This window comes from Listeria farberi (assembly GCF_014229295.1).
Classification (GTDB): Bacteria; Bacillota; Bacilli; order Lactobacillales; family Listeriaceae; genus Listeria; species Listeria farberi.
Genome location: NZ_JAARZL010000006.1, coordinates 25352 through 51205, shown reverse-complemented (window position 1 = coordinate 51205; position 25854 = coordinate 25352). Strand labels below are relative to the sequence as shown.

28 protein-coding genes are annotated in these 25854 nt (G+C 37.8%); 7 read left to right on the top strand and 21 right to left on the bottom strand.

From position 1 onward, the window contains the following. Window positions 1-33: 33 nt before the first annotated feature. From HCB38_RS13325 to tadA, 7 genes are all read right to left on the bottom strand, one after another. Window positions 34-972, bottom strand: coding sequence for a GW domain-containing glycosaminoglycan-binding protein (locus HCB38_RS13325; RefSeq protein WP_185319735.1), 939 nt, complete (start codon window positions 970-972; stop codon window positions 34-36). Window positions 973-1014: 42 nt separating this feature from the next. Continuing rightward, the gene (locus tag HCB38_RS13320; RefSeq protein ID WP_185319734.1) at window positions 1015-1986 is read right to left on the bottom strand and encodes an LPXTG cell wall anchor domain-containing protein; all 972 of its coding nucleotides are present in this window, start codon (window positions 1984-1986) and stop codon (window positions 1015-1017) included. 142 nt (window positions 1987-2128) lie between these two features. Further along, window positions 2129-3868, bottom strand: coding sequence for a thiol reductant ABC exporter subunit CydC (gene cydC, locus HCB38_RS13315; protein ID WP_185638771.1), 1740 nt, complete (start codon window positions 3866-3868; stop codon window positions 2129-2131). Next, the gene (cydD, locus tag HCB38_RS13310; protein WP_185638769.1) at window positions 3868-5592 is read right to left on the bottom strand and encodes a thiol reductant ABC exporter subunit CydD; all 1725 of its coding nucleotides are present in this window, start codon (window positions 5590-5592) and stop codon (window positions 3868-3870) included. Before cydD ends, cydC begins: the two co-directional genes overlap by 1 nt. After that, window positions 5592-6605, bottom strand: a complete 1014-nt coding sequence (gene cydB, locus HCB38_RS13305) for a cytochrome d ubiquinol oxidase subunit II (RefSeq protein WP_003727651.1) — start codon at window positions 6603-6605, stop codon at window positions 5592-5594. Before cydB ends, cydD begins: the two co-directional genes overlap by 1 nt. Next, on the bottom strand, window positions 6592-7998 hold the full coding sequence (locus HCB38_RS13300) for a cytochrome ubiquinol oxidase subunit I (RefSeq protein ID WP_185319731.1): 1407 nt from the start codon (window positions 7996-7998) through the stop codon (window positions 6592-6594). The genes cydB and HCB38_RS13300 overlap by 14 nt, the downstream gene beginning before the upstream one ends. A 383-nt stretch (window positions 7999-8381) precedes the next feature. Continuing rightward, window positions 8382-8852, bottom strand: a complete 471-nt coding sequence (gene tadA / locus HCB38_RS13295) for a tRNA adenosine(34) deaminase TadA (RefSeq protein ID WP_185319730.1) — start codon at window positions 8850-8852, stop codon at window positions 8382-8384. Between the two features lie 195 nt (window positions 8853-9047). On the opposite strand from tadA, the gene mbcS reads away from it, so the two are divergent. Beyond that, a complete protein-coding gene (mbcS, locus tag HCB38_RS13290; RefSeq protein WP_185638767.1) occupies window positions 9048-10625 on the top strand; it encodes an acyl-CoA synthetase MbcS in 1578 nt (525 codons plus the stop codon). 45 nt (window positions 10626-10670) lie between these two features. Here the strand turns inward: mbcS and HCB38_RS13285 are convergent, their stop codons facing one another. The 8 genes from HCB38_RS13285 to HCB38_RS13250 form a co-directional block, all read right to left on the bottom strand. After that, entirely contained in the window at window positions 10671-10889 is a 219-nt protein-coding gene (locus tag HCB38_RS13285; RefSeq protein WP_185638765.1) for a hypothetical protein, read from the bottom strand. A 386-nt stretch (window positions 10890-11275) separates the two neighbouring features. Continuing rightward, the gene (locus HCB38_RS13280) at window positions 11276-11500 is read right to left on the bottom strand and encodes a hypothetical protein (RefSeq protein ID WP_185638763.1); all 225 of its coding nucleotides are present in this window, start codon (window positions 11498-11500) and stop codon (window positions 11276-11278) included. Then, complete coding sequence (locus tag HCB38_RS15125) at window positions 11497-11961, bottom strand: hypothetical protein (RefSeq protein WP_260484478.1); 465 nt, start codon at window positions 11959-11961, stop codon at window positions 11497-11499. The genes HCB38_RS13280 and HCB38_RS15125 overlap by 4 nt, the downstream gene beginning before the upstream one ends. Before the next feature lie 343 nt (window positions 11962-12304). After that, the gene (locus HCB38_RS13270; protein ID WP_185638761.1) at window positions 12305-13087 is read right to left on the bottom strand and encodes a hypothetical protein; all 783 of its coding nucleotides are present in this window, start codon (window positions 13085-13087) and stop codon (window positions 12305-12307) included. Between the two features lie 41 nt (window positions 13088-13128). Beyond that, the gene (locus HCB38_RS13265; protein WP_221772819.1) at window positions 13129-14736 is read right to left on the bottom strand and encodes a T7SS effector LXG polymorphic toxin; all 1608 of its coding nucleotides are present in this window, start codon (window positions 14734-14736) and stop codon (window positions 13129-13131) included. Next, window positions 14727-15098 (bottom strand): hypothetical protein, encoded by a 372-nt coding sequence (locus HCB38_RS13260; protein ID WP_260484475.1) that lies wholly within the window; start codon window positions 15096-15098, stop codon window positions 14727-14729. Before HCB38_RS13260 ends, HCB38_RS13265 begins: the two co-directional genes overlap by 10 nt. Before the next feature lie 3 nt (window positions 15099-15101). Then, window positions 15102-15350 (bottom strand): hypothetical protein, encoded by a 249-nt coding sequence (locus HCB38_RS13255; RefSeq protein WP_221772818.1) that lies wholly within the window; start codon window positions 15348-15350, stop codon window positions 15102-15104. 134 nt (window positions 15351-15484) lie between these two features. Continuing rightward, a complete protein-coding gene (locus HCB38_RS13250; RefSeq protein WP_185638757.1) occupies window positions 15485-16204 on the bottom strand; it encodes a glucosamine-6-phosphate deaminase in 720 nt (239 codons plus the stop codon). Between the two features lie 79 nt (window positions 16205-16283). Here HCB38_RS13250 and HCB38_RS13245 point away from each other — a divergent pair, with 79 nt between their 5' ends. Further along, window positions 16284-17018: a MerR family transcriptional regulator gene (locus tag HCB38_RS13245; protein WP_185619560.1), complete on the top strand. Its 735-nt coding sequence runs from the start codon at window positions 16284-16286 to the stop codon at window positions 17016-17018. Between the two features lie 53 nt (window positions 17019-17071). Then, the gene (locus tag HCB38_RS13240; RefSeq protein WP_185319726.1) at window positions 17072-17533 is read left to right on the top strand and encodes a GNAT family N-acetyltransferase; all 462 of its coding nucleotides are present in this window, start codon (window positions 17072-17074) and stop codon (window positions 17531-17533) included. Window positions 17534-17553: 20 nt separating this feature from the next. Here HCB38_RS13240 and HCB38_RS13235 read toward each other — a convergent pair whose 3' ends face one another. From HCB38_RS13235 to HCB38_RS13225, 3 genes are read right to left on the bottom strand one after another with little or no spacing between them, the layout of a single operon-like run. Beyond that, complete coding sequence (locus tag HCB38_RS13235; protein WP_185619559.1) at window positions 17554-17997, bottom strand: VOC family protein; 444 nt, start codon at window positions 17995-17997, stop codon at window positions 17554-17556. 57 nt (window positions 17998-18054) lie between these two features. Continuing rightward, window positions 18055-19407, bottom strand: a complete 1353-nt coding sequence (locus HCB38_RS13230; RefSeq protein WP_185319724.1) for an MATE family efflux transporter — start codon at window positions 19405-19407, stop codon at window positions 18055-18057. Next, the gene (locus HCB38_RS13225) at window positions 19404-19853 is read right to left on the bottom strand and encodes a MarR family winged helix-turn-helix transcriptional regulator (RefSeq protein WP_185319723.1); all 450 of its coding nucleotides are present in this window, start codon (window positions 19851-19853) and stop codon (window positions 19404-19406) included. The genes HCB38_RS13230 and HCB38_RS13225 overlap by 4 nt, the downstream gene beginning before the upstream one ends. Window positions 19854-20022: 169 nt before the next feature. Between HCB38_RS13225 and HCB38_RS13220 the strand changes: the two genes are divergently transcribed. The 3 genes from HCB38_RS13220 to HCB38_RS13210 all read left to right on the top strand — a co-directional run bounded on the left by HCB38_RS13220 (window position 20023) and on the right by HCB38_RS13210 (window position 21848). Beyond that, window positions 20023-20904 carry a helix-turn-helix domain-containing protein gene (locus HCB38_RS13220; RefSeq protein ID WP_185638755.1) on the top strand — a complete coding sequence of 294 codons (882 nt, stop codon included), beginning with the start codon at window positions 20023-20025 and terminating at the stop codon, window positions 20902-20904. Between the two features lie 84 nt (window positions 20905-20988). Next, window positions 20989-21444 (top strand): MerR family transcriptional regulator, encoded by a 456-nt coding sequence (locus HCB38_RS13215; protein ID WP_185638753.1) that lies wholly within the window; start codon window positions 20989-20991, stop codon window positions 21442-21444. Next, on the top strand, window positions 21444-21848 hold the full coding sequence (locus HCB38_RS13210; RefSeq protein ID WP_185638751.1) for a cupin domain-containing protein: 405 nt from the start codon (window positions 21444-21446) through the stop codon (window positions 21846-21848). The genes HCB38_RS13215 and HCB38_RS13210 overlap by 1 nt, the downstream gene beginning before the upstream one ends. Before the next feature lie 43 nt (window positions 21849-21891). On the opposite strand, the gene HCB38_RS13205 is transcribed toward HCB38_RS13210, so the two are convergent. The 3 genes from HCB38_RS13205 to HCB38_RS13195 all read right to left on the bottom strand — a co-directional run bounded on the left by HCB38_RS13205 (window position 21892) and on the right by HCB38_RS13195 (window position 23719). Further along, on the bottom strand, window positions 21892-22503 hold the full coding sequence (locus tag HCB38_RS13205; RefSeq protein WP_185619553.1) for an HAD family hydrolase: 612 nt from the start codon (window positions 22501-22503) through the stop codon (window positions 21892-21894). A gap of 13 nt (window positions 22504-22516) precedes the next feature. Beyond that, entirely contained in the window at window positions 22517-22885 is a 369-nt protein-coding gene (locus HCB38_RS13200) for an RpiR family transcriptional regulator (protein WP_185319718.1), read from the bottom strand. Window positions 22886-22966: 81 nt separating this feature from the next. Continuing rightward, the gene (locus HCB38_RS13195) at window positions 22967-23719 is read right to left on the bottom strand and encodes a MurR/RpiR family transcriptional regulator (RefSeq protein WP_185319717.1); all 753 of its coding nucleotides are present in this window, start codon (window positions 23717-23719) and stop codon (window positions 22967-22969) included. Between the two features lie 163 nt (window positions 23720-23882). Between HCB38_RS13195 and HCB38_RS13190 the strand changes: the two genes are divergently transcribed. Next, on the top strand, window positions 23883-25841 hold the full coding sequence (locus tag HCB38_RS13190; RefSeq protein WP_185638749.1) for a fructose-specific PTS transporter subunit EIIC: 1959 nt from the start codon (window positions 23883-23885) through the stop codon (window positions 25839-25841). The last annotated feature ends 13 nt before the right edge of the window (window positions 25842-25854 follow it).

Here is a 25854-nt window from a genome sequence, read left to right as displayed (position 1 = left end):
CGTCAAACAAAAAAGCTAGAGAAATTCTCTAGCTTAGTTTACACCGTAAAATGTCTTTATGCGGCTTTCTTCGCCTAGCACAATAAGTGTATTTTTATCCGCGAATTTTAGCACTTCTTTTGTATTCGCTTCACTTTGAGCGACGCAACCTAATGTGTAATTGTATTTAGGTGAATCAACATGGTAAAACACAGCCGATCCCTTACCTTTTACACGTTTAGCGTTGTATTTCACTTCCATTCCATATTTGTACTGCGTAATCTTCATTTTTTCATCTGCAGAACTAGAGGAATTGCGTTCTTGCCAAGTGTTATAGGCTTTGTCATTAGAATTAGAAATCCAATAACTTCTATTAGTAATCGCTCTGAATGTCAGCTTCGTACCAGGGTTCCCTTTTTGTCCAAAAGCTATGCCTGTTCGGTAAACGCCAACTGGAGTTCCAGAACTTTTTTCAGAGAATTTTGGGTCAAATCCCCATTTACCAATATGACTAGTAAAATGACGAACTTCATACCAATTTCCCGCACTATTTTTTTGGAAAAAGTAGGTTGTTGCGGTAGTACTTTTTGGCTTAGTGGTGATGATTGCTTTTTTGCTGTTCCAAAGGGCTGGAACGGTATCAGCAATCGTCGGTTTGCCGATATTTGTAAAAGCACGTGAGTCAATCCAGCCGATTGTAGTATTTCCTAGCTTGCAATAATACCATTTTGCTCTAGCTGTTTTTCCTTCGCGAGTAATAATCAATGTCTTCTTGTCGTATTTCTTAGCTGAACCGAGATACTTAACACTGCTACTCGTTTTGTACATTTTGCTATTAATACCATCATTTCGCTTTGACTGATTTACTACCCCTTTTAGATTAACTGCTTTGTCGTAAATGATTTTTTCATACGTTGCTGCTTCGGCGTTAAAGGAGTGACCAAGTAGGCTAACCATTAAAACAATAATTAAACCGCTTAATAACTTCTTCATTATTCGCTCCTTATTTTTGAGTTATTCCCTATAGCAATTAGCTTATTTTTTACGTTTCCTAAGTAATAACACTGCCACTAGAATAACTATAACACCCGCTACAACGAAAATCCATTCTGTACCTTTGTCTCCAGTGCTGGGCAAATCTGTTTTGTCTTCTTTGGTAACTTTTGAAGTATCAGTAGGTTTTGCTGTTGCGCTTTTGACTGCATTTTTTGTTTCGATTTTCTTTACTTTATCTGGGGCTGTTACGACTGCTTTATTTTGTTTTTTGGCTGGAACTTGGTAGGTTACTTCTTCACTATAGTTACCTGATTCATCAAAAGCATATGCAGTAATTTGTTTTGGTGTTGTCGCCCATTCTGCATAAAAATTGCCATCTTTATCCGCAGTGGTTGTTCCTTCTCCAAAGTTTTCATCTGGCGGGGAACTAATGTATACTCTAGCAAATGGTTTTGTTTTACCTGTGAAAATTTTTGTTTCTAAATCGAAATTCATATCTGTAATAGTCAGTTGGGCCGTTTTTTCTTTGACTAAGTAATTGAGTTTGACTGCTGTTGTTTTGCCGTCTTCATTATCTCCAAGTAGCGTGACTTCTTGGATGCCCGTTTCCGCAGTACTTAGTTTAGAGTTGGCTGCTAAGCGATAATTTGTTAGTAACGTATCCGTGTACTCATTTAATGTTGGGGTAAAGTCTTTGAGATCAATCTTGCTGTTTTGTTCGTAGGAGTAGACTTCTTGTGAATCGGTAATATCTATCGTTGTTTTCACTTGGCTTTTTTGCGGTGATGTTACTGTTGGCTTTTTTGTCGGGTCTTTTGCTAGGTCTTTTGTTGGTTCTGCTGGTTCTGTCTTTTCCTCAGTAATTATATTTTTAGTAGTATCCGTTGCTTTTTCTTCAGTAGGTGTTGAGTTGTTACCATTTTCATTTGTTTCAGCATTTGCTGCCAAGGAAAATGGGAGGATTAGACATGTCACTAATGCTGTAAACACTAACGCGTGGAATTTTTTCATAATAAATTCCCCTTTCATTTTGCTTAGTTTAATCATAAGCAGAAATGGAGTGAAAGTCAATTTTAAATTACATTTTTGTTACAAATATTAAAAAATAGATACAAAAAAGGCTTACTAAGTACGTACTTAGCAAGCCTAAAAATTATAGTTCAATCGGTCGATCTAATTGATAAAGTCGTTTATATCGAGGTTCTTCAGCCATTAATTTAGCATGAGGCCCTTCCATTAACGTTTTTCCCTCTTCTAAAAACAAAACACGGTCCATTTTTTCGGCACCAACTAAATGATGCGTTACCCATATGAGCGACTTATCTGTTAACGTTTCAAAGATAGTCGCCAGTAAATCACGTTCTGTAATCGGGTCCAAACCAACTGTTGGTTCATCTAAAATAACAATCGGTGTATTTTGCAATAAAATACGAGCTAAGGCGATACGGCCACGCTCACCACCTGAAAAACGTTCACCCATCTCACTCATTTGTGTATGGTAGCCATCAGGCATACTCATAATAAAATCGTGCAGTTGTACTTTTTTCGCCGCTTCGTATACTTCTTCATCCGATGCATCTTGATTTCCTAGACGGATGTTATTCAAAACAGTCGTACTGAAAAGGTGCGCTTTCTGATTTAGCATGGAGGTTAATTTAGGGATTTGTGGTCGCAAGTTTTCCACCTCAATGCTGTTCATAGTTACTTTTCCAGCAGTCGGAAGTAGCGCTCCTTGAACTAATTTAAGAAAAGTTGATTTCCCTGTTCCACTTCGTCCGATAATCGCTACTTTTTCACCTTGTTGCAACGTGAAGTCAAAACCGTTTAAGATTTTTGGTGACTTTTTATCGTAAGAAAAAGTTAGATTTTCTGCTTTTAAAACCACATGTTCTGCGTTAATTCGCTCCATTTCTTTTGTTTCTTCTTCAAAAGTCGGTAGCGTCGGATCTTCTATTTTATCTAAACGAGCAAGCGAGTCTTGGTACAATGATTTGTCACTGATAGCACTTGAAACTGGTACAAAGGCTTCTGCCAGCGCCATGATTGCTAAAACGAACGCAGCAATCATCGTGCCAGAAAAAGCACCGTCCCGCGACTCTGCTGTACTCCAGTAAACCATCACGATAACCATAAAACCAACGACAAGTTGACTAAAAAAATCACGCCAATTAACAAAATGAAATTGTTTGTTTTCAGTTCGAAGCATGTCTGCCTCGTCTTTTTCATAGTTAGAAATAAATGTTTTTTCACGTCCGCTGAATTTCCAATCACTAATACCAAAAACAGCATCGGTGAATTTTTGATACAAACTATTGCGCCCTTGTTTTAAATAAGCGTTCTTACCGCGAGCATACAGAAGCGATACCCATGGTAAAACAAGTACAAGAAGTCCAATCAAGAGTATAAAGAGCGCAGCAAATGGGATTGAAAATGCTCCAAGCGCGATAACCACTCCAGCGTAAAGCACAAGACTAACTATTGCTGGTAGCATCGTAGTTAAATAGAAATTTTGCAAATGCTCAATGTCACCAGCTAAAAGGCCAAGAATGTCACCAGTTTTATAGCGCGATTTTAGTAGTAACGCTTGCGGCTCAAGTAAACGATACAATCGAACGCGCATCTTTTCCAGAATTCTAAGGACAAGCGAATGGCTCGAAAGTCGTTCCACATAGCGTGAAACGGAGCGCATAATACCAAATGCACGAACACCAACAGTGGAAATGTAAACAGCCATGATAGATTCCGGCATTAAGGACGATTTTGAAATCAAATGACCGGATGTGAACATGAGTGCTCCAGCTGATGCAAAAGTTAATGTTCCAAGGAAGATGACAAGTAAAAACAAGCCGCGGTTTTCTTTGATATATGGGATAATCCAGCTACTTTTCCGCATCATACTTCCTCCAATTGGGCTTTGACTAAATTGTAATAGAAACCTTTACGCGAAAGCAGTTCCTCGTGCGTCCCAGTTTCGACCACAGCCCCGTGATCTAAAACGATAATTCGGTCCATTTCAAGCATCCAGTGCAAACGATGCGTTGCGAAAAAGACTAATCGATTTTCAAATAAATCTAGCATTGGTTTTTTTAATTCGTATTCTGTTTCAATATCTAAGTGCGCTGTTGGCTCATCCATTAACACAACTGGGCGATCCGTTAAGAAAGCTCGAGCAAGCGCCACACGTTGCTCTTGCCCACCACTCAGCATCCGCCCGGACTCTCCAACAAGTGTTTCATAACCAGCCTCTAAACCAGCCACAAGCTTATTTAAACCAGCTGATTCTGCCGCTTTTTTCATTTCCTCATCGGTAGAATTAGGATGATAAAAGCAAATATTTCCAGCGATTGTATCATGAAAAAGGTATGGATGTTGCGGAATGTAAGTGACTTGGGTTTGCCAATCAGTCGAAGCAAGCGCCGCACCAGTTTTTCCATTCCAGCGAAAATCTCCAGAAGTTGGCGTCAAAAAGCCACTTAAAACATCGATCAACGTCGATTTACCAGCGCCCGTCGCACCGATAATCCCAATTTTTTCAAAACCTTTCACTGTAAAACTTGCTTCATGTAGCGATTCAGCATCATCCGCGCCGTGCTTTACAGTGATTTTTTCAAAGGAGAACTCGGTGTTTTCAGCAAATGGTGTTAGCGGTAAAGCGTCCGTTTCTGGCTTATCCGCTTTAGCTTGGTCAATAATCCCTTGTATAACTCGACCCGCTTCCTGCCCGTCAAGTGTGGCGTGGTAATCCGAGCCAACTTCCCGAACTGGCAAAAAGTATTCTGGCGCAAGAATTAAGACACTGAGCGCAATTGGCAAGTTCATATTGCCATCAATGAGGCCAAGACCTAAGAATAACGCAACAAGCGCAATTGAAAGCATGGTAAAGAAATCTAACGCGAAAGATGACATGAATGCCACACGTAATGTTTTCATTGTAGCTTTTCGGTAGCGTGAACTAACCGAAGCGATTTTTCCTTCATGATCATGGCTTAATCCTAAGTACTTCAATGTTTCAAGACCTTTTAATGAATCCACAAAGTGATTCGAAAGCACGCGATATGTTTCAAACTGGGAATCTGCTTGTTTTTTCGCGGCTAATCCTAAAATAATCATAAATACAATTAAAATTGGTAAAGTAATCATTAAAATAAAAGCGGAAGTCCAGTCCTGAAAGGCAATATAAACCCAAATCATTGCTGGAATAATAGCCATATTCATCATTTTAGGTAGAAACAGTTCTAAATAATTCCGGAAGTCTGCTACACCTTCCATAACCATCGTCACAACTTTCCCAGTCCCTTCCGCACGAGCAAAACGCGGTCCAAGCGCGAACAAACTATCAAGCAACTCTTCCCGCATGGTTTTTGCTAAGTTAGCGGCATAACGATAAACGATTTGTTTTTTCCATACATTCAAAAAGTGACGCAAGAAATAGGCCCCCGCGAAGAGACCTATTTGCAATGTGACTGATTGAAATGGATGCTCGTGAAATAAGTCAGTAATCGCACGAGCTAAAGTTATCGCCATCACGATAATCGCAGCACCTTGAACAAGCGTGAAAACTGCGAGAATCGCCATTATTTTTTTAATTCCTTTGTAGTTCCTTAAATCTTTTCCCATTAATACGTCATTTTCTCCTTACTAGAAACGCGCTTACGGAAAACATAGTAGCTCCAAATTTGGTAACCAAGAACAAACGGCAATAGCGTAACGGCAACTATCGTCATCACACTAAGCGAATATTGTCCGGAAGCTGCATTTTCTATAGTTAAATCAAACGCACTGTTGATAGAACTGATCATTACACGTGGGAATAGTGACACGAAAATCGTCGCAATCGTGAAAACAATTCCAAGTCCGCCGAATGTAAATGCTAAAATATCACGGTCTTTCCAGATGAACAAGGCAGATAGTACATACATAACGACTACAATTCCAATCATCAGTGGTACAAGTACAGGTCTAACTTGGAACATATCTGTATTGAAGTAAGCAAGTACAACGAAAATTACTAAAGCTGGCACAGTAATAAACCAAACACGTTTCGCCATGCGACGAGCACGGTCTTGAATATCTTCTTCTGTACGCAAAGTAATAAATAGTAATCCGTGAAGTAGACACATCAGCGTGATTGTTACGCCGCCCCAAACGGAGAACACTGTAATATAATCAAAGAATCCAGCATACATATCCATATCACTATTAATCGGCATACCTTGAATCAAACTAGCAAATAATACACCAAATAAGAATGGCGGTAAAATACTACCGAAGAAAATAACCCAATCCCATGTCTTAATCCAAAGTGGTGAATCTTTTTGACCACGGAACTCAAAAGAAACTCCACGACCAATTAAAGCAAGTAATAAGAATACCAGTGGAATATAATAACCACTAAACATGGTTGCATACCAGTTAGGGAAAGCGGCGAAAATCGCGCCCCCAGCAGTTAGTAACCAAACTTCATTTGCATCCCAGAACGGTCCAATCGTATTGACGAGCACGCGGCGTTCCAGTGCATTTCTAGCCATAAATCGTGTAGACATCCCAACACCAAAGTCAAAACCTTCAAGGAAGAAGAATCCAATGAATAAGATGGCGATTAATAGAAACCATAACTCATTTAGTGACAAAGCTTTCATCCCCCTTATCAAACGGATCTACGGAAATCTCTGCTTTTTCTGGTTTGTGTCCGTCTGGTCCTTTTTTAATTTCACGTATAAATAAGTAAACCAATAGAATCGCTAAAATCGTATAAATTGTTGAGAACGCAATTATCGAGAACAAAATTTGTCCTGATGAAACGTTAGGCGATACAGCATCAGCGGTTTTCATGTAACCGAAAACTACCCAAGGTTGTCGCCCTATCTCTGTCATAATCCAACCCATGGAGTTCGCTAGGAACGGGAAGCCAATCATTGGAATCATGAAACGTAAATACCATTTTGCATTAACAAGTTTTTTCTTCCAAGCAAGGACAATACCAATTAGCGCGAATAAAATCATTAACATACCAGCGCCAACCATGATACGGAAGCTCCAAAAAGCTGTTTTAACTGGTGGGATATAATCACCTTCGCCATATTTTTCTTCATATTGTTTTTGCAGCGTGTTCATACCTTCCACGCTACCAGTTAATGTTCCGTAAGATAAGAAACTTAGCGCATATGGGACATTTACTTCCCATTCATTTTTCTTCTCTTCTGGATTAATTTTGGCAATCATCGTCCATGGGGCTGGGTCTGCTGTATCTTCCCAAACCCCTTCCGTTGCTGCCATTTTCATTGGTTGCGTTTTAACCAAGTATTGCGCTTGCGAGTGACCACTGAAAGCCACACCAAAGCCACCAATTACCGCCATGACCATAGCAATCTGGAATGATCGTTTAAAGAAGGCGACATCTTGTTTTTTGAGCATCTTATACGCACTGACACCGGCAATGAAAAAGGCCCCAGTGGCAAATGCCCCGAATATAACGTGCGGGAATTCCACAAGTAGTTGTCCATTAGTAATGAGTTGCAAGAAGTCATTCATTTCTGCGCGGCCGTTCTTAAATTCAAAACCAACCGGATGTTGCATAAATGAGTTCGCTGCTAAAATCCAAAAACTAGACATAATAGTTCCGATTGAAACAAGCCAAATACAAGCTAAATGAAGCTTTTTGCCAAGTTTGTCCCAACCAAAAATCCAAAGTCCGATAAACGTAGATTCCATAAAGAATGCAAGTAACGCTTCGATTGCAAGTGGTGCTCCGAATACGTCCCCTACAAATCTAGAGTAATCCGACCAGTTCATCCCAAACTGGAATTCTTGAATAATACCGGTTACGACACCGACCGCGAAGTTAATAAGGAATATGTGACCCCAAAACTTCGACATTTTTTTGTAAATTTCTTTCCCCTTCACGACATACAACGTTTCCATAAGAGCAACCATAAATACAAGTCCAATTGAAAGTGGTACAAATAAAAAATGGAAAATCGTTGTTGATGCGAATTGAAAACGGGCTAAAAATAGTTTATCCACCCTTTTCTCCTCCTTTTTATGCTTAAAATTGCTGTTTAGTCCCTTGCTTTTTTTGCTTCCTTCTTAATAACCTTGTGAAAAACCGCCCAAAGTGAAGCGTCCAGTTGCTCTGTAATTCACAAAGCATAATAAAATAATATGTAATCCTTATTTTCCACAGGTTTAGGGACTAGTTAAGAAAGATTTTTACTTTATAATGAGTTCTATCTGGAGTATATTTTATCCTATTTTAAGGTAAAATTATTTAGTACTTTCGATGTTATTTTGTTTTTGCGAGATTGTGATAAGTTTCGCAATTATTAAGTGGCTGTAAATGTTGATAAGACTTATTGCTTTTTATTTCACAATGAAGGATATAAAAGTATAATTTCTCACAATGAGCATTAAGACCTATTCAATTTATTCCGTTTTCGCAGTTCTTGGAAAAAACTTTTTAGCATTTCACTGCTTTCGTCTTCCAATAATCCTGCTTCCACTTCACATGTATGATTAAATCGGTCATCTTGCAGCAAATTCATTAACGATCCCGCGGTTCCTGCTTTTGGATCTTTAGCTCCGTAATAAACCTTTTCAATTCGCGAGAGTAAAATGGCACCGCTACACATTGGACACGGCTCTAAGGTAACATATAGTTCTGCGCCACTGAGCCGCCAAGAATTTTGGTGTTTACACGCATCTTGAATAGCAAGTAATTCCGCATGAGTCACGGCATTTTGACTAGTCTCGCGTAAATTATGCGCACGACCAATAATTTCTCCATCTAAAACAACAACTGCACCAATTGGAACTTCTCCAATTTCTTGTGCTTTCTCCGCTTCTTTAAGCGCCTGTTGCATAAAGAAAGCTCGTTCCATCTATGCACCTCATTTCTAAAAAATCACTCATTGGTATTTTATCATAGCTTGTATTAGATGTAAGAACAATCTGCTCAAACTTTCACAGGAATACTTTTAGTTGCTTTCATGGAACATTTATATTACCATATATTAATACTAGGTACTAAAACAAAATTATCAAAATATACAATCTACTTATAAAGGAGAGTCATTATGAATTCAGAAAATTTAATCGCTCCAGAACTTTATAATATTACTGACGAGATTGCTAAATTTAGTTCTGAAAAAACAGCTTTAATTTGGAAAAATGAGCAGGATGAAACAAAAACTTGGAGTTACCACCATTTGCTTGAACAAGCGAGCAAATTTGCCAATATTGTAAAAGGGGCCGGCATTAAAAAAGGCGATCATGTTATCGTTATGACTCCTAGATTACTCGAAACTTACGCCATTTATATGGGCTTATGGAAAGCTGGTGCCATTATTATCCCGGCATCTGAACTTCTTAAAGCACATGACTTAGAATACCGCATCCGCCACGCTAACGTAAAAGCAATCGTTTCTTACAATGGAATGACCGCTGAATTTGATAAAATCGAAAATATTCCTTCTGTGTCGAAAAAAATTATTGTTGGCGAAAAATTATCCGGCTGGGATCACTACGGAACACTAATGGAAGCTGCATCGACTGAATTTGAACGCGTAGAAACCTCTCGCGATGACGCTTGCCTGCTTGCATTTACTAGTGGAACTACTGGTAATCCTAAAGGTGTTGTACATATTCATGGTTGGGGTTACGCGCATATCCGTATCGCCGCTGATCATTGGCTCGATATTCACGAAGACGATATCGTTTGGGCCACAGCCGGTCCTGGTTGGCAAAAATGGGTTTGGTCTCCATTCCTTTCTGTACTTGGAAAAGGCGCGACTGGCTTCATTTACAACGGTCGCTTTATTCCTGAAAAACAACTTCATTTACTGGAAGAAGAAAAAATCAATGTGCTATGCTGTACACCAACAGAATATCGTTTAATGGCTAAAGTAAATAATTTACGCGAACATGATTTAAGTTCTCTTCGTAGCGCCGTATCAGCAGGAGAACCTTTAAACCGCGAAGTTATTCAAGTTTTCCAAGATAATTTTGATATTAAAGTTCGCGACGGCTACGGCCAAACGGAAAGTACGCTGTTAATTGGGACACTGGTTGATACGCCAATCCGTCCAGGTTCGATGGGTAAACCGATTATGCCAGAATACATGGCAATTATTGACGCTGAAGGAAATCCGGTAGGTGTCGGTGAAATTGGGGACATCGCAATGCGCAGAGACTTCCCAGCACTTTTCAAAGAGTACTATAAGGAACCAGAACGTTTGCAAAAAGCGATTCGCGGTGATTATTTTGTTTCTGGTGACCGGGCTATCCGTGATGAAGACAATTATTACTGGTTCCAAGGTCGGAATGACGATATTATTATTAGCTCTGGCTACACGATTGGACCGTTCGAAGTAGAGGACGCGCTCACACATCACCCAGCCGTAAAAGAAGTCGCTGTTGTCGCAAGCCCTGACGAAATCCGCGGTACGGTCGTAAAAGCATTTATCGTCTTAAAGGATGGTTACGAGGGCACGGAAGATCTTGTGCATGAATTACAAACATTTACGAAAGAACAAACGGCTCCATATAAGTATCCGCGCCGGATTGAGTTTGTTGAGGCATTACCGAAAACTGATTCTGGTAAAATTCGTCGCGTTGAGTTGCGCGATGCGGAGTTTGCTAGTGTGCATGGATGAAATGGTAGAAAAAAAGAAGTTCTCGGTTGAGGACTTCTTTTTTGTTTATTCGCTGTACCACTTCTTTTTAGTGAAATCATGTTCTTTACGAAACGCTTCTGTATATTTTTGAAGCAAGTAACTTTTGACAAAATCTGGGTAAAAAAAGCGCACGGGAAGGGCTACCAATAAGAATACAACAATAGCCACTAACAATATTTGCCCCATCGGAACTAACATTATAGAAATCCACGAGTTGTCATTTAAAAGCCAAAATTTATTCATTCGATAAATCCGCATACCTGCTATAACAATAACAATGCCATAAATTAAAGACTTATCAACAATTTTCCCCATAAAGGTATTTTAATTGTTGGATTAAAGACTGCTAACTCGTTTATTTCAAGGCATTGTAAATATTTATAAATTGCAAAGCTAACTAATATAACACCAACAACCGCACAAATAGTTTGTATAATGATTTGTGTCATATATTCATCTTTTATTCCCGCTGAAAACGCTCCGAAAACAAACCATAATCCAATTGAAAAAATAACCGATATGATACTAAAAATAATAGAACAACAAGAATAAAATCTTGATAAATAATTCTCCGAAAAACTTTTTAAATTTATCTTGAAAAAATAAATGATTGTGACTAAAACAACGGCTCATTCTATTACAGCAAAAACTGGACTACTAACAATCCAACCAGAGAAGGTACTTGCTAATAGGATTTCAATGCTGATGATAATAGCAAAAACAATGTATCTCAGAAGCAACATCTTTTGGTTCATTGTTTTTTCTATTGTTTTTTTGTTAATTATTTGGCTGGCTTGATTAAAGCTGATTTTTTGGATAGTTTCTTTGTTGAATAATAAATTAGTCAGTTTCATTCGCCGTACCACTCTTTTTCTGTAAACTCATATTCTTTTCTAAATTCTTCTGCGTATTTTTTATAAACATATCCATCTACCACAGCTGCTGTATTTATGAGAAGCGTTGGAAGCAAGGTGATGATAACTAAAATTGCTACACCTATGACTATAAGAATTGCTGATAAAATTATTCCCGCCAAGGTTCCATTTAACCCTGAAAGAGCATCGGAATTAGATCCATCAATCCACCATTTATTAACTTGATAAAATTGCATACCTGCAATTACTAGTACTATAAAACCCACTAAAACTGCAGATAATATTTTTACAGCCTTTATTGCCCCTTTTTTCTTACCTAACTTTTCATCATTTGCCAAATACTTTGTTTGAACATGTTCAATCAGCTTTATTTTGATGAAATACAATGATAAACAATACCCAAATAAAATATATAGGAAAACCGCTATCCTATTTGTCATTAAATTATCCGATATTTGAATAGACGTAATATAAAAAACAAGGGTAGTTTGTGCAAATAAATATACAGAAAACGTGTATGCAGCATTCTTGAAATAAAGACTACTTCTGAAATATCCTATGCAAATATCTATAATTATTATGGATGCGAGAATCGGAAACACGTACCAGTTATATCCTGAAAATAAGCATATTAGCAAAGAAATACTAGCGAAACCGAATATTTTTAGCGTTCGGGGAAATAGTTCTTTACCCGTGCCGTTCAGTGTTTCATATATGCGGTGTAGTGAATTTTTTCTAAGGCGCTTTCAAAAGAAATGGAATCTAGTAGTTTGGATAATGTGTTCATCGATTGTTCCTAACATTTTCTCTTTGGAACTCAGCTTTATATTTTTTTAACAAAATACCTTCTGTAATTATTTTTGCATTAAATAACAAAGTTGGGAGTAACGAAAAAACAACAAGTAGTATTATCAATAAAATTCCAACTACTAAAACTACAAACATTCCTATCCATTCATTTTGGATAGAGATACCACCAGCTGAGCTGTCATCTCCAATGAACCACCATTTATTTAACCTATATAATTGGGTTCCCAAACCAATTATCACTAATAAAACAATTGAAAGTCTAAAAAAAACTTTATTCCATACTTTAGATACTGAGGTTCCTTTTAAATTTATACCATTATTTTTTAAATGATTTAGAAGCATTGCTTTGCATCGGAAATAGCTCAGCACAACAACCAAAAATAAATAACATAGAGCCACTAAAACATAGAATTCTCCAAAAGGTCGTGTACCATCAACTCTTATTCCTAGTAATATACTCACCGTAATAGTTTGAAGCATTACATATTTAGCCAATTGCCAACTAAATTCTTCCAAAAGTTTATTGTTAGATTTCGAAATATAATAATACAGAAAACTTATTACTATAGTTATGATTAAGATACTCGTTATAATTATAGAATTTTCCAAAGGTAAAAGTGCCATAAACCCGCAAAACAATGCGAGAATAAATAATTTTATACCTTGTGAGCTTGTATTTTCTTCTGTACTTTTCGCTTCTATATTTACTAATTGATGAGCTTCCTCAAAAGAGATCTTATTTATTATATTTTTCATTTAAAACTCCATTTCTGCCAACAGATTTATTATGATTAAACTTAAATATTCGGATTAAAATTAGGGCTTCCACTATGCGGTTGTACTCCTGTCTTATATGTCTTATCAGTGGTTATACTGTCTTGTTTCCCATACTGCTCATATAATTTTTTAAGCCATTTTTGTTTATTTTTTTCTCGCTTCTCTGAATTACCGCTCAAACCAAAATAAAAATTTTGAGAACTTATATCAATTGTCCCTAAAGGCGTATTTATATTAACATTAGGAGTAGTTATATCCACTCCTTTGATTATTGTATTCACTGTGCCTGCTACAGCTCCAAATGGCCCCCCATATTGTGCCCCTTCCAGCGGTCCAGCATTCCAGAAAAATAAATTTATCCCTCCATACACCGCTTTACTTGCGTCCCCATATGCAGGACTTTCTGGGTTGATGAATTCATCATAAGCATACGCTGTTACACTTAACCCGTCTCCAGCATAACCAATACTTTCTTTTGCAATTGGATGCGCTTTGACAAATTCAGAAACTGGTTTTAATTTTTTAAACAAATCCAAGCCTACTTTAGAACCTGCAATAAGTTTAGCTCCTTCACTAGTTTTGGATAAGATTTTAGTCGTATACCCAATTGGCGCGAGTACACTCCATCCTTTTTCGTTTAATTTTATCAGTCCTTTATAGGCAATTGCCTGTGTTGCCAGTGGTGCATTACTAAGATACGAAGCAAATTTAGAACTATTTAAGACTTTTGTTGCGATGTCTTTCGGTAAGTTATCCCAACTCTCCTGTGCAATAAACATTCCTAAAGCCGCATTTTGAATGCCCTCTGGGAACTTATCCAATGCTCCTATTACATAGCCAAATAAACGATCATTATTTTTAATTTTTTCAATCGCTATTACGGGGTTTTTCTCGAATAATTCATTTAACTCTTTAATAGCGATTTTCTTTTCCTGTTCTTCCATTTCTTGTTGCTGTTTTTCACTTTTCAGTTTTGTAAACCAGCTTTTATCCACGCCAGAAGGTAATTGATATGTCCCATCACTATTCACAGTCGTGTTATTTAAAACCAAGACTCCTTGCATAGCCAGCTTCATTTCATCTAAGCTATTCTCAAAAAGGCCTTTAGTTTGCGCATCGAACTCATATAGAAGTTCTAACTTTTTTTGTAGCTCATAAATATCTTGTTGTAGGCTATCTGACATTTGATTTAATTCTCTTATTGTTTCTGATGCTGAATCGGATAAAGCAGTAATTATACTTGTTTTCATCATCATATCCATAATCATTGTTGTACGGTCTATTGATTTTTGCATGTTCTTTTTAGTTTCGATTTGTTTCTGTATATTATCTTCATCCAAGAAGTCCTCACTCGAAACAATTGATTCTGCACCTTTATATTTATGCAGCTCCTGTTCAAGAGTGTCACAAGCTGAAGTTACCTTTGCGATTAAGGGTAAGATAATGTCCGTGAACAAACCTTTTCCCGCTGTATAAGCCGTTCCAGATAAAATACGCCCATCCACTGCTTGAATAATTTTTTGACTCCCCACTTTTAACTGGCTAGTTACTTCTTTACTACTAGTTAAATTTTTAGACAGAGCTTGCATTAGTTTTTCTGAATCATGTCTTGAATAAATCAATCCCAAGGAATCTCACTCCTTTGTTTGTATAATTCTTCTCGCTCGTCATCGATTCGATGGATTTCTTTTTGAAAAACATGTGAAAACTGTTCTTTGACAACTTGTACTTTTTGTCGAAAACCTCTCTCTAATTCCTCATTTCTTTGCTCTTCTTGAAAAATTCCAGCCTGAACTTCTCTTATATTCTCGTCATTTAACATTCTTAATTGATGAAATCCCCTTCGAAAATCTTCGTCTAATTGATAAAGTGAGTTTTCTACTTCTTTTCGATTCTCTTCCATCTTATCCAATTGACTCTCTTTTTCCATAATTCGTTGATTATAAGCTGCACGTTCTCGATCATTTGTATTCTCTCTCAACTTTTTCATCCCTTAAAATTTAATTTGATTATCTTGCAACTCCAACATTTCAGCTATTTTGGGAAATTTTTGGCTTTGCATTTGGACACAATCTACTAAATTCACCAAATTTTTTAATAATTGATTGTTTATTTTTTCCCCGGATTCCATACTGAGGATGTTACTTTTTTCTAACGAAACTTGTTCGCCTCTATTAACAGAAACTGATTTTATACCAGATACAGCTGACTGAGCCGCGCTTGTACTTGAAGCTACTTTCACTATTATCACTATCCCTCTCTGTTGCTCTATTTGTATGAAATTATTTTAGCACAAAAACACCCGACTTTGCACTTTAAATCACAAACAATTCTGTTTTCACCCACCAAAAAACCAGCAACAAAGCTGGTCATTTTTTAAATATTTAATTCACTCGCCGCTTCCTCATCCAGCACAACTGTAAAATTAGGGTGCAACTGGAAAATCGAGCTTGGAATGTCTTCTGTTACTGGGCCTTGTAGTGCTTTTTTGATGATTGCTGCTTTTTTCTTGCCGTTTGCGAATAGGATAACTTCTTTTGCGTGCATGACGCTTTTTGGTCCCATTGTTACGTAGTATTCTGGGACTTTTTCTGCGTCGCCACCAACTTCTCCTAGCAAAATATCGAACATATCTGGGCGCGATTGGACGGAAACAAGTCGTGTTTCATCGCCGAATTTGGTTACGCCAGGTAGGTTTCCGCAAAAGTGACCATCTTCACCAATCCCGATTAAAATCGCATCCAAGCCACCAACTTCCTTCAAATGCGCTTCATGTTCTGCATAGTTTTTCGTATCTAACATATGAATTTGCTCTTCAGGAATTCCCGCCGGATCAAAGTACATCGCTTTTAAATTGCCAATGGTTACGCCATATTTTTCATCTCCAATTGGAATTTCGTCAAAATTATAATAGCTGACATTCTTCAGTGGTGCTTTCTCCTTCATTTCTTCTACCATCAGTTCATACATTCGCTTCGGTGTCGAGCCTGCTGTGATGGCCAAATGAACCAACTTGTCTTGATACATTTTCCCTAAAAGCAGTTGCATCGTTGTTTTACTCATATTTTCGTAATCTTTTTCCACAATAATTTTCATTTTTTTCACCTCTCGCTTTGAATTACCTTTATGATAAAGTGTATAGTAACTATAGAGTCAAGACGAAAGGGTGATAAATGTGGAACCGCTTTTTTCCATTGGGGAAATGGCAAAGAAAAGCCAACTCTCCATTCAACGATTGCGCTATTATGACAAGATTGGTCTTTTGGTCCCGGCTTTTACCGATCCGACTTCCGGGTATCGCTACTACAAAACGGCTCAAGAAGAACAACTCAACCTTATCCAAGCATTGCAGTATATGGGGTTTTCCTTGCAAGAACTGAAACAATATCTCGACAAAAACACATCAGAAAGCTTGCCCGAGTTGCTTATTAAATATCAGCAAAAACTAACTGAAGAAGAAGCCCGAATTGCTCGTAAAAAGTGGCTTCTTGAGCGTTATCAAGGTTTACTAAAGCGCGATTCTGAAAAGAAGGAACTAGTACTTCCCGCTCGCCTCTTGCTTACAGAACGGCTTCTCACACCTGTTCATTCTAATATTCTAAATGACCCTGCCTTTCATCAAGAAGTTCAGGAAACAGTTAGACGCCTTGGTCTTTCGAAAAGCTATCAGCAGTTTCCAGGTTTTTTTATAATAGACGGGCAGGCTTACCTTTTCATCGAATTGGATCATTCCGTTGGGGCGCCTGGCGAACGACTTTTACTATCTAGTGAGCGGCAATCTTTTATCACTTCACAAACCTCAAAATCATATCCAGAAAATGAAAATTATCTTTTACAAGAAACGGTCGCCTGGATTAATCAAGAGCTGGTTCGTGGTTATTCCTATGAAACAAAATTAACTTTTGAATAGATATTTTAGAAAGATTGGTTATAATAGAAAGAAATAACGTGGAGGTGGGCGCCGTGGAAATCAAGCAAATCAAAGCAAAAGACACGCAAGATATTAGGCACCGGGTTCTTCGCCCAGAACAACCTGAAGAAAACGCAATTTACCCTAATGATGAAATGGAAGGTACGTTTCATTTAGGCGCTTTTGAAAAGGATGTTTTACTTGGAGTTGCGAGTTTTTATCCTGAAAAATCGACTGTTATTATGAATCCTTCCCAGTACCGAATTCGCGGTGTGGCGACAGAACGCCAGATGCGCTTGAAAGGCCTCGGCACAGCATTACTTGCAGAAGGTGAAGCGGAAATTTGGAAGCGCGGCGCAGAAATTATCTGGTGTAATGCGCGAATTGTCGCAGTTGGTTTTTATGAAAAACATGGCTATCGTAAAGTTGGCAAATCGTTTGTCATTCCTGGCATTGGCGAACACTACTTAATGACAAAATTAAATCCTAATAAAAAAGTGGACCAAGATAGCTAATATCTTGGTCCACTTGCTTTTTATAATTTAGAATAAGGTTGCGTATGAATCATCCAGGAAATGCCGTACTCATCAACAAATTGCCCCATTTTCCCACCCCAAAATTGCTCTTCAAAAGGTAATGTCACTGTCACTCTTCCCGATGAACTTACTTTTTCAAAGAAAGCATCCGCATCAGCTACAGCTACTGGATCCTCACTGTTAGAATCGAGCATAATCGAGATTTGGTTGGATGGTTTTACTTCTTTTCCAAATGAATCCGAACAAAATAAATTTGCGCCAAGCACACTAAATCCGCCATGAACGGTAGTGTTTTCCAAGTTTTCTTTTGCCAGTCCGAACATTTCGCTATGTTCCTCGCTTACGGGTAACCGCGAAACATTTGTTGCTCCAAACACTTCTTCATAATATTCTAAAGCCTCTTTTGCATTTTCAAAAGCTAAATACGGGTAAATTTTCGCCATATGAATCGCTCCTTTGTTTTTAAGACACTAGTAAGAAAATACCCAATTCGTTTTTCTCTAAACTATCTCAGGATTTTTAAAAATTCGGCGCCATGTTTTGCTCATAATCACTAGACAGACGGTGAACGCTCCTAAATCTGCTAATGGGAAAGCGTACCAAATACCATCTAAACCGAAGAACTGCGGTAAAATAAGTAAAAGTGGTACTAAACAGATGATTTGACGCATTAAGGAAATGATAAAGGAAATCCTTGCTCGACCAAGCGCTTGATAGAGCCCTCCGCAAACAATTTGGAACCCGATTGTTGGAGCAGCTAGTAGCATAAATCTAACAGCGGTTGTTCCTTGGGCGATTAAATCTGGGTCGTTCGAGAAAATTCGTACGAGCATTCCTGGGAAAATTTCTACCAAGCCCCAAGCAATTAGTGACATGACAGTTGCTGCTATCATTGACACTTTGACAGCTTTCATTACACGTTCGAATTGTCTCGATCCGTAGTTAAATCCTACAATCGGCTGCATCCCTTGTGTTACACCATTGATTGGCATAATTACAAAAGAAGCAATTCGGTTCGCAATCCCGTATACCGCAATCGCCATCGTTCCACCATAAATATTAAGCATCCAGTTTACCGCAACCGTTACGATACTCCCTGCGGACATCATAATAAATGACGGGAACCCGATTGCCATAATCCGGCGAATCAGCGGGAAATCCATTCGGAATGAGAACCCTTTTAAAGATAAAGTACTTTTTCCTGATAAAAAGTAAATCAAGAGCCAAATCGCGCCAACAGCCTGCGCAATGACGGTTGCAAGCGCTGAACCACGAACGCCCATACCGAATCCCATAATGAAAATCGGGTTTAAAATCATATTTAAAATAGCGGAAATAATCATGGTTAACATCGCTGTTTTTGCATTACCTTCTGAACGAACGATATTATTCATCGCCATCGCAAAGGTTTGGAACACTGCGCCTAGTAAAATAAGCGATAAGAAATCACTGGCAATATCATGAATATCCGCTGGTGCTCCAAAAAGCGTAATAAGTGGATCTAAAAAAATAAAAGTTACAATTGCAATAAAAATGCTAGAAATAAGCACTAACCAAATAACTTGATGAAATACTTTATCAGCATGTTTTTGTTCCCCAGCACCGAGCGAGCGGGAAATAATCGAAGCACCACCAATACCAAACATGGCTGCCATCGCCATCAATATCATTTGAACCGGAAAAGCGATTGAAAGCGCCGCAACCCCTGATGGACCAACGCCATATGACACAAAAATCGTATCAACTATATTATACATTCCCATAACAAACATACCGATAAATGCCGGAATCGACAAACGTGCCATGAGTGATGGAATGCTATCTTCACCTAACCGTTTACTCTGTTCTTTCATTCGACCTCTCCTCCTTCAACTGCCATAATCGCATTATCAGAAAGTCGTCCTATCAAATGCATTAAGTCATCTTTTTCTTCTTCGCTAAATCCTGCCGTTAAAAGTGCAGACCATTCAGCTGTAACTTCTTCAATTAAATTGCGCATCTGAAAACCTATTTCTGTGACAAAAATCCGCTGAATACGTCGGTCTTTCATATCCATTTCGCGGCGAATCATACCTAGTTCTTCTAGACGTTTAATGTGACGCGTCACACTCGCTTTATCTACCATAAACCTCTTTGCCATTGATTCTTGAGAAATACCATCTTCTTTATAAAGCGTCCATAAATACCGTAATTGACCTATATTAAGACCAGTTTCATGTAACTTTTTATTTTTAAAAGTGCTTTCCGAACGATGAATAATTGCGATGGCTTTCGCTAAACTTTCCTGTCTATCTGCCATTTATCCGACTCCTCATAAAAAAATCCGCCACATAATTAGTTGCGGCGTCAACCATTATAGTATAGCAGTAATTTGGTTGACTGCGCAACCTTTTTATTTCCCGGGTAATAATTTGACTTCCTATCTTTCTTTTGTAAAAATAAAGAGTAGAGAAGGGGTGCTATCCACTGTGCATATTAAAATATTAAAAAATAGATATCCCAATATAGTCGTTTCAAAAAACCCAATAAAATCAACTACAGATACGTTTTCTTTTTTCGAGGAACCGTATTATTTTACTATTCCTAAAAGTGACCTTTCAGGAGAAGAAGTGGAGTTACTAGATACTTTATTTCCAGAACCATTACCAACATTTACAAAAGAATCTACTCAGTTTTGGTTCGATTTGTTATTTGGAAAAGAAGCAGTCACGATTACGAATGAAAAAGAAACTTACCGGATAACACAGTTTCATATTAAAACCACAACCACCAAAAGCATGTTGCAAGAATGGCAAAAAGCGCTACTCAGTTTCTTTAGTCCAGATGCTGAACTAATTATGTTTTCGGCTAGTTATGGTGTGATTATTGAAAAATCCACCGGTTCACTCCTCGGGGAAGAAGAACTTATTGCCGTTGCCGGTACCCTTGAAAATGATTTTTATATTCCATCTACTTTCTTTATGGGGCTCTTCCACCCGTTAAATGCTAAATTACGTGGCTTATTTGCAGAGGAACGTACCATTTTTGACCATAATAATCGTGAAGTTGTCCAAACCGTCGCTTCCGAAAGTTTAAAAGTCATCGCGCTAAGAATGAAAGAAAGTTTAATTACGAGTGAACTCAACAAGCTTTTCCATCAAGATGATACTTGGATTCCTTTAATTCATACGCTTTTTAAAAACCAAGGAAACATCAGCCTCACTGCCAAAGAACTTTTTATGCACCGGAATACCATTCAATATCGTTTGGACAAATTCTATGAACAGACAAACTTATCACTCCGCAAAATGGATGGGTTGCTCTTAGCTTATCTGTCTACACTTCAAACAAATAGTAGCAATCATGAATAAATTATCATGGTTGCTTTTTCGCTTGACTTAAAGTTAACTCCAAGGAATACAATCATTATAGAAAATCAGTAAAGGAGAATGGCTATGACCAAAAATAAAATTAGCTTTTATGTGGTGGATGCTTCGGAAGACTTAACAATGAATATCAAAGAAGCGAGTGAAAAAAGTGGTGTTTCTGCTGATACAATTCGCTACTACGAACGCATTGGTTTAATTCCACCTATATATCGTAATGAAAATGGGATTCGTAAATTTGGCGCAGAAGACATACGCTGGATTTTGTTTAGTCGCCAAATGCGCCGCGCTGGTTTATCTATTGAAGCATTAATTGATTACTTGGCACTTTCCCGGGAAGGCGAACACACGCTGGAAGCTCGCGCCGAATTGCTGAAAGAACAACGCATTGAGTTGAAAAATCGCATTGATGTTATGCAAGAAGCGCTTGATCGACTTGACTTCAAAATAGATAATTACGATACCCACCTCATTCCGGCTCAAAAAGAACTAAAAGATTTTAATGTCGAAAGGGGGAATTTATAATGAGTACACTAGAAAACAGCGTTATTTTTGATAAAGGTGAGTTGATTACAAATGACTACTTTACCGGTAATGCTTATTTAAAAATGCTTGTCCCTGAAGATACTGTTTACAATTGTCCGATTGGGAACGTTACGTTTGAACCGGGAGCCAGAAACAACTGGCATAAACACGACGGAGGGCAAATCTTGCTTGTAACAGGCGGAACTGGCTACTATCAAGAGGAAGGAAAACCCGCTCAGCTGCTTAAAGAGGGCGACGTGGTAACTATTCCTAAAGACGTAAAACATTGGCACGGAGCTACGAATGATAGTTGGTTTGTCCACTTAGCCATTTCGACAAATGTGGATTTAGGCGGAACTACTTGGTTAGAGCCCGTTTCCGATGAACATTACAATAATTTATAACGAAAAAACCCGCTTGCCTTATTTCAAGGTTGGCGGGTTTTACTCATTTACTTACATAAGCTAAAATATCTTCCGGTCTTTCAAAGACAAGTTCTGCACTTTCAAAGCCATCTGTTGTTTTCGCACCCCAAAGTGCTAAGCCAAAATGAGCTCCGGCCGCATGGGCGCATTTCATATCGTACGAAGAATCACCAACATAAAGCACCTCATGTGGCTCTCTTCCAAGAATTTCTAACCCTTTTAGTAGTGGATCAGGATGAGGTTTATGGTTTTCCGTATCACTCGCACAAACAATTGCTTGAAAATGATCCTGAATATCAAATGGATAAAAACCTTTTTCCATTTCTAATGCATTTTTAGAAGTAACTACGCCGCTTTCTGGGATAGCATGCAGTACTTTATGAATGCCTTCGAAAACCTCTACTTCTTCAATAAAAGTTGCTTCTCGTTCAATCCATTTGTCCAACACTTTCTCTTGGTCTAAAATGTTTAACTGGTCAACCGCAGCTGCTCCAGTAATTCCAAGCACAAATCTTAATTCATCCAGTTCGTAACTTAATCCTTCTTCGGCTAAAACCGCTTGAAGAGAATGCAAAACAGCTCTCTCCGTGTCTAGAATTGTTCCATCTACGTCAAAAATTATTGCTTTATACATATAATTTCCTCCTTCACGATTTAGCGAAGTTGTGATAATGGTGAGTTGTATATCTCGCTTTTTTCTTATTTTCAGCTTTTTTTATATCCGAGCTATTAGTGCCTTTATTTTGAAGCAAATCCCGAAATTCGCGCAAATTAGCATGAGAATTTCCATTTATTTCAAATTCGATATTATCACAGCTAAAAGTGAGCAAGATTTCCTCTTCTTCTCTAACCAACGCAATATGTCCTAATTTCGCAACTGGAAATGTTTGCCGTTTTTTCATACCTAAGCTGAAGTTTTGGTCAAAAACAAGATAGTCTCTATCGATGTAAAACTCTCCGAATTGATATTCCATTCCTAGGGCTGAATTAATCTTGCATACTCCATCTAATTTCATATCATTCGCCTCCTTCATCACCTTATATATTAGTTTTAAATGATGAAATGGGTTTCATGTCAAGCAATTTCATAAAAATTTTTAAATAAGTTTCTTTTGTTGTTCAAAAATATTTAGAATTAAGTCAATGACAATCAAAAGTGGTGCATGGTGATGTTTAAATAACTCTTCATCAAATACCTCGCTAGAAGCATAGATGATTGTCTCTACATACTGTGAAATAGGAGCATTAGGATTATTAACAATAGCGATTACATTCGATAAATTATATTTTAAATGTTCTGCGAGTGAAAGCGTGTTCTCTGTCCCACCGCTTTCAGAAATAATTATTATTAAATCGTCTCTTTCAACAATTTGCGGCAAGATATCAATGATAAACGAGTCATAAGTAAATACGACATTCTTTTTAGAAGTAACTAAACTCTTTGAAAAATATTCTCCTAATGTTTTTGTCATCCCAAGACATGCAATATAAATCTTGGGAGCATATAAGATTCTCGTGGCTACATTCTCTATTTCTTTTTGAGGTAGTTGTTCAATTCCTAATTGTACTGTTTCTAAAAAAGTAGCTGAATAATTTTTGGAAAAAGGTTTTGCTTTTGTTTTATCTGCATGTAGCAAAAACTTAAGTTCAGAAAAGCCCGATAGCTTTAATTTATGGCACATTCTAATAACAGTGGTCGTGCTTACATTCGTCTCCTCTGCTAGCGAAGTGAGCGACATTTTATCAAGATTAGAAATATGATTATCAATATAGAAAAAAACTTGTTTTTCAGCAGGACTTAGAAATTCAATTTGTGGGGCAAATAAACGATAAAGCGAAGTGACCGACATAATAATACCTCCATAGACATCTGAATTAATTTTAGTATACAGAAATAAAAGTGATTCAACAACACTCCGTACAATTGTACGAATTCCGTACATTTTTCAAAAAATAATATGGTATAACTAAAGTAACCTAGGGAAAAGAGTGTTAATAAAGGAGCTGATAGCATTGAATTTAAGCGATATTACATCAGAGGCGCTTATCTTTTTAGATAAAGATTGGTGCACTAAAGAAGAAGTATTTGATGGATTAATCGAGGCTTTACACAATCAAGGAGTTTTGTCAGATAAAAATGAATTTAAAAAAGCTGTCTTAGAGCGCGAAAAAATTTCTGAAACTGGCTTAGAGAAAGGTTTTGCTATTCCGCATGGCAAATCTAAAGCTGTAAAAAAAGCTGCTTTTGCATTTGCTCGTATCAATCAACCAATTAATTCTTGGGGGAGTATTGATCCAACAAATGAAGTAAAATATATCTTTTTATTAGCTATTCCAGAAAATGAAGCTGGATCAACTCATTTAGAACTTTTAGCAACTTTAAGTAAGCGTTTACTCAATCCAACTTTTATAGATAGCATTTCTACCGCTCCGACAGTAAATGAATTTATGCACGTACTAGATTCCGAACAAAACCAAGAGGAAAAAGCAGATTATAGTCGGAAAATCGTAGCTATTACAGCATGTGCAGCGGGTATCGCCCATACATATATGGCAGCTGAAGCCCTTGAACTAGCTGGTAAAGAGCTTGGCATTGAAGTAATTGTTGAAAAACAAGGGGCCAATGGTATTGAAGACCGTATTACTCCCGAAATTCTTAAAGGGGCAGAAGCAGTCATTTTCGCTACTGATATTTCTGCAAAAGATAAAGAACGTTTTGCTGGATTGCCTTTTATTCAAAGACGTGTTGCTGAGCCACTTCGTAGTGGGAAAGAAATGATTGAAACTGTGTTAAGTAAACCAGATGGCTATGTAAAAGCTGATACAGAGGGCTCAGAACAACAATTTGATAATAATAAGAGCAGTGCTTTCTCGCAAATTTATCGTGGTATTTTAACTGGTATTTCTTATATGTTACCTGTTATTGTCGCAGGTGGTTTAATGATTGGTATTGCCCAACTTGGTGCAACTGCCTTTGGTCTTGAAAAAGTTATTGGTAACCCAGAGTATGCGACAAACTCTAATCAGCTTATTGTTATCTTCCATTATCTTGGTTTATACGGAAATATGATTATGAAATTCATGTATCCGGTTTTCGGTGCCTTCCTTGCTTACTCGATTGCTGACCGTCCCGGGCTTGCTCCTGGATTTATTGGTGGTGCTTTCGCAGCCGGGCTACATTACACCTTCTGGGGCGTAGATGGTGGTATACCATCTGGATTCTTTGGTGTACTAATTTTAGGTATTATTGCCGGCTTTGTTGCTAAATTCTTAAATGAAAAAATTAAATTACACAAAAATTTACAAGCTATGAAACCAATGTTTCTAATTCCAGGTATTACTGTTTTAATCTTGTTCTTCGTCAATTACTATGTGGTTGATCCAGTTTTCGGGGGATTAAACGCTTGGTTACAAGAGCTAATTATTCAAAATCAAGATGCAAGTGCTGTACTACTTTCAACTATTATCGCTTGTCTGACTGCATTTGACCTTGGCGGACCAGTTAATAAAGCAGCTGGAGCTATCGCTATTGGACTTGCAGCAGATGAGATTTTCCCGCTAACAGCTCGCGTTCTAGCAATCGTTATCCCTCCAATTGGAATTGGGCTTGCGACTGTCCTAGATAAATATGTTGTTAAACGTCGTGTTTTTGATGAGAACTTACGTGTTGCTGGTACAACGTCTATTTTCCTAGGATTTATCGCTATAGGAGAGGGCGCGATACCATTTATGCTACAAAATCCGCTTATCACGATTCCAATTAATATGATCGGCGCTTCTCTTGGCGCAGTAACTGCAGTATTACTTGGTGCAGTACAATGGCTTCCACTTCCAGCAATTTGGGGCTGGCCGCTCGTTGAAAATTTCTGGGCCTATGCGATTGGATTAATTGTAGGTATCGCCTTTATTACATTCGCAAATATCTTCGTACGTTATGGCTTAATCAAACGTAAAGAAAATAAAATCAAATAAATAAATAAGCTGA

Coding starts and splice junctions, on each gene's coding strand:
- HCB38_RS15125 (WP_260484478.1), bottom strand. CDS start 11,961: ATGACAAATAGGATAGCGGTTTTCCTATATATTTTATTTGGGTATTGT.
- mbcS (WP_185638767.1), top strand. CDS start 9,048: ATGAATTCAGAAAATTTAATCGCTCCAGAACTTTATAATATTACTGAC.
- HCB38_RS13195 (WP_185319717.1), bottom strand. CDS start 23,719: ATGTCGGTCACTTCGCTTTATCGTTTATTTGCCCCACAAATTGAATTT.
- HCB38_RS13215 (WP_185638753.1), top strand. CDS start 20,989: ATGACCAAAAATAAAATTAGCTTTTATGTGGTGGATGCTTCGGAAGAC.
- HCB38_RS13200 (WP_185319718.1), bottom strand. CDS start 22,885: ATGAAATTAGATGGAGTATGCAAGATTAATTCAGCCCTAGGAATGGAA.
- HCB38_RS13230 (WP_185319724.1), bottom strand. CDS start 19,407: ATGAAAGAACAGAGTAAACGGTTAGGTGAAGATAGCATTCCATCACTC.
- HCB38_RS13250 (WP_185638757.1), bottom strand. CDS start 16,204: ATGAAAATTATTGTGGAAAAAGATTACGAAAATATGAGTAAAACAACG.
- HCB38_RS13235 (WP_185619559.1), bottom strand. CDS start 17,997: ATGGCGAAAATTTACCCGTATTTAGCTTTTGAAAATGCAAAAGAGGCT.
- cydC (WP_185638771.1), bottom strand. CDS start 3,868: ATGCGGAAAAGTAGCTGGATTATCCCATATATCAAAGAAAACCGCGGC.
- HCB38_RS13270 (WP_185638761.1), bottom strand. CDS start 13,087: ATGAAAAATATAATAAATAAGATCTCTTTTGAGGAAGCTCATCAATTA.
- tadA (WP_185319730.1), bottom strand. CDS start 8,852: ATGGAACGAGCTTTCTTTATGCAACAGGCGCTTAAAGAAGCGGAGAAA.
- HCB38_RS13320 (WP_185319734.1), bottom strand. CDS start 1,986: ATGAAAAAATTCCACGCGTTAGTGTTTACAGCATTAGTGACATGTCTA.
- HCB38_RS13260 (WP_260484475.1), bottom strand. CDS start 15,098: ATGAAAAAGTTGAGAGAGAATACAAATGATCGAGAACGTGCAGCTTAT.
- HCB38_RS13325 (WP_185319735.1), bottom strand. CDS start 972: ATGAAGAAGTTATTAAGCGGTTTAATTATTGTTTTAATGGTTAGCCTA.
- HCB38_RS13210 (WP_185638751.1), top strand. CDS start 21,444: ATGAGTACACTAGAAAACAGCGTTATTTTTGATAAAGGTGAGTTGATT.
- HCB38_RS13205 (WP_185619553.1), bottom strand. CDS start 22,503: ATGTATAAAGCAATAATTTTTGACGTAGATGGAACAATTCTAGACACG.
- HCB38_RS13225 (WP_185319723.1), bottom strand. CDS start 19,853: ATGGCAGATAGACAGGAAAGTTTAGCGAAAGCCATCGCAATTATTCAT.
- HCB38_RS13280 (WP_185638763.1), bottom strand. CDS start 11,500: ATGAAACTGACTAATTTATTATTCAACAAAGAAACTATCCAAAAAATC.
- cydD (WP_185638769.1), bottom strand. CDS start 5,592: ATGGGAAAAGATTTAAGGAACTACAAAGGAATTAAAAAAATAATGGCG.
- HCB38_RS13285 (WP_185638765.1), bottom strand. CDS start 10,889: ATGAATAAATTTTGGCTTTTAAATGACAACTCGTGGATTTCTATAATG.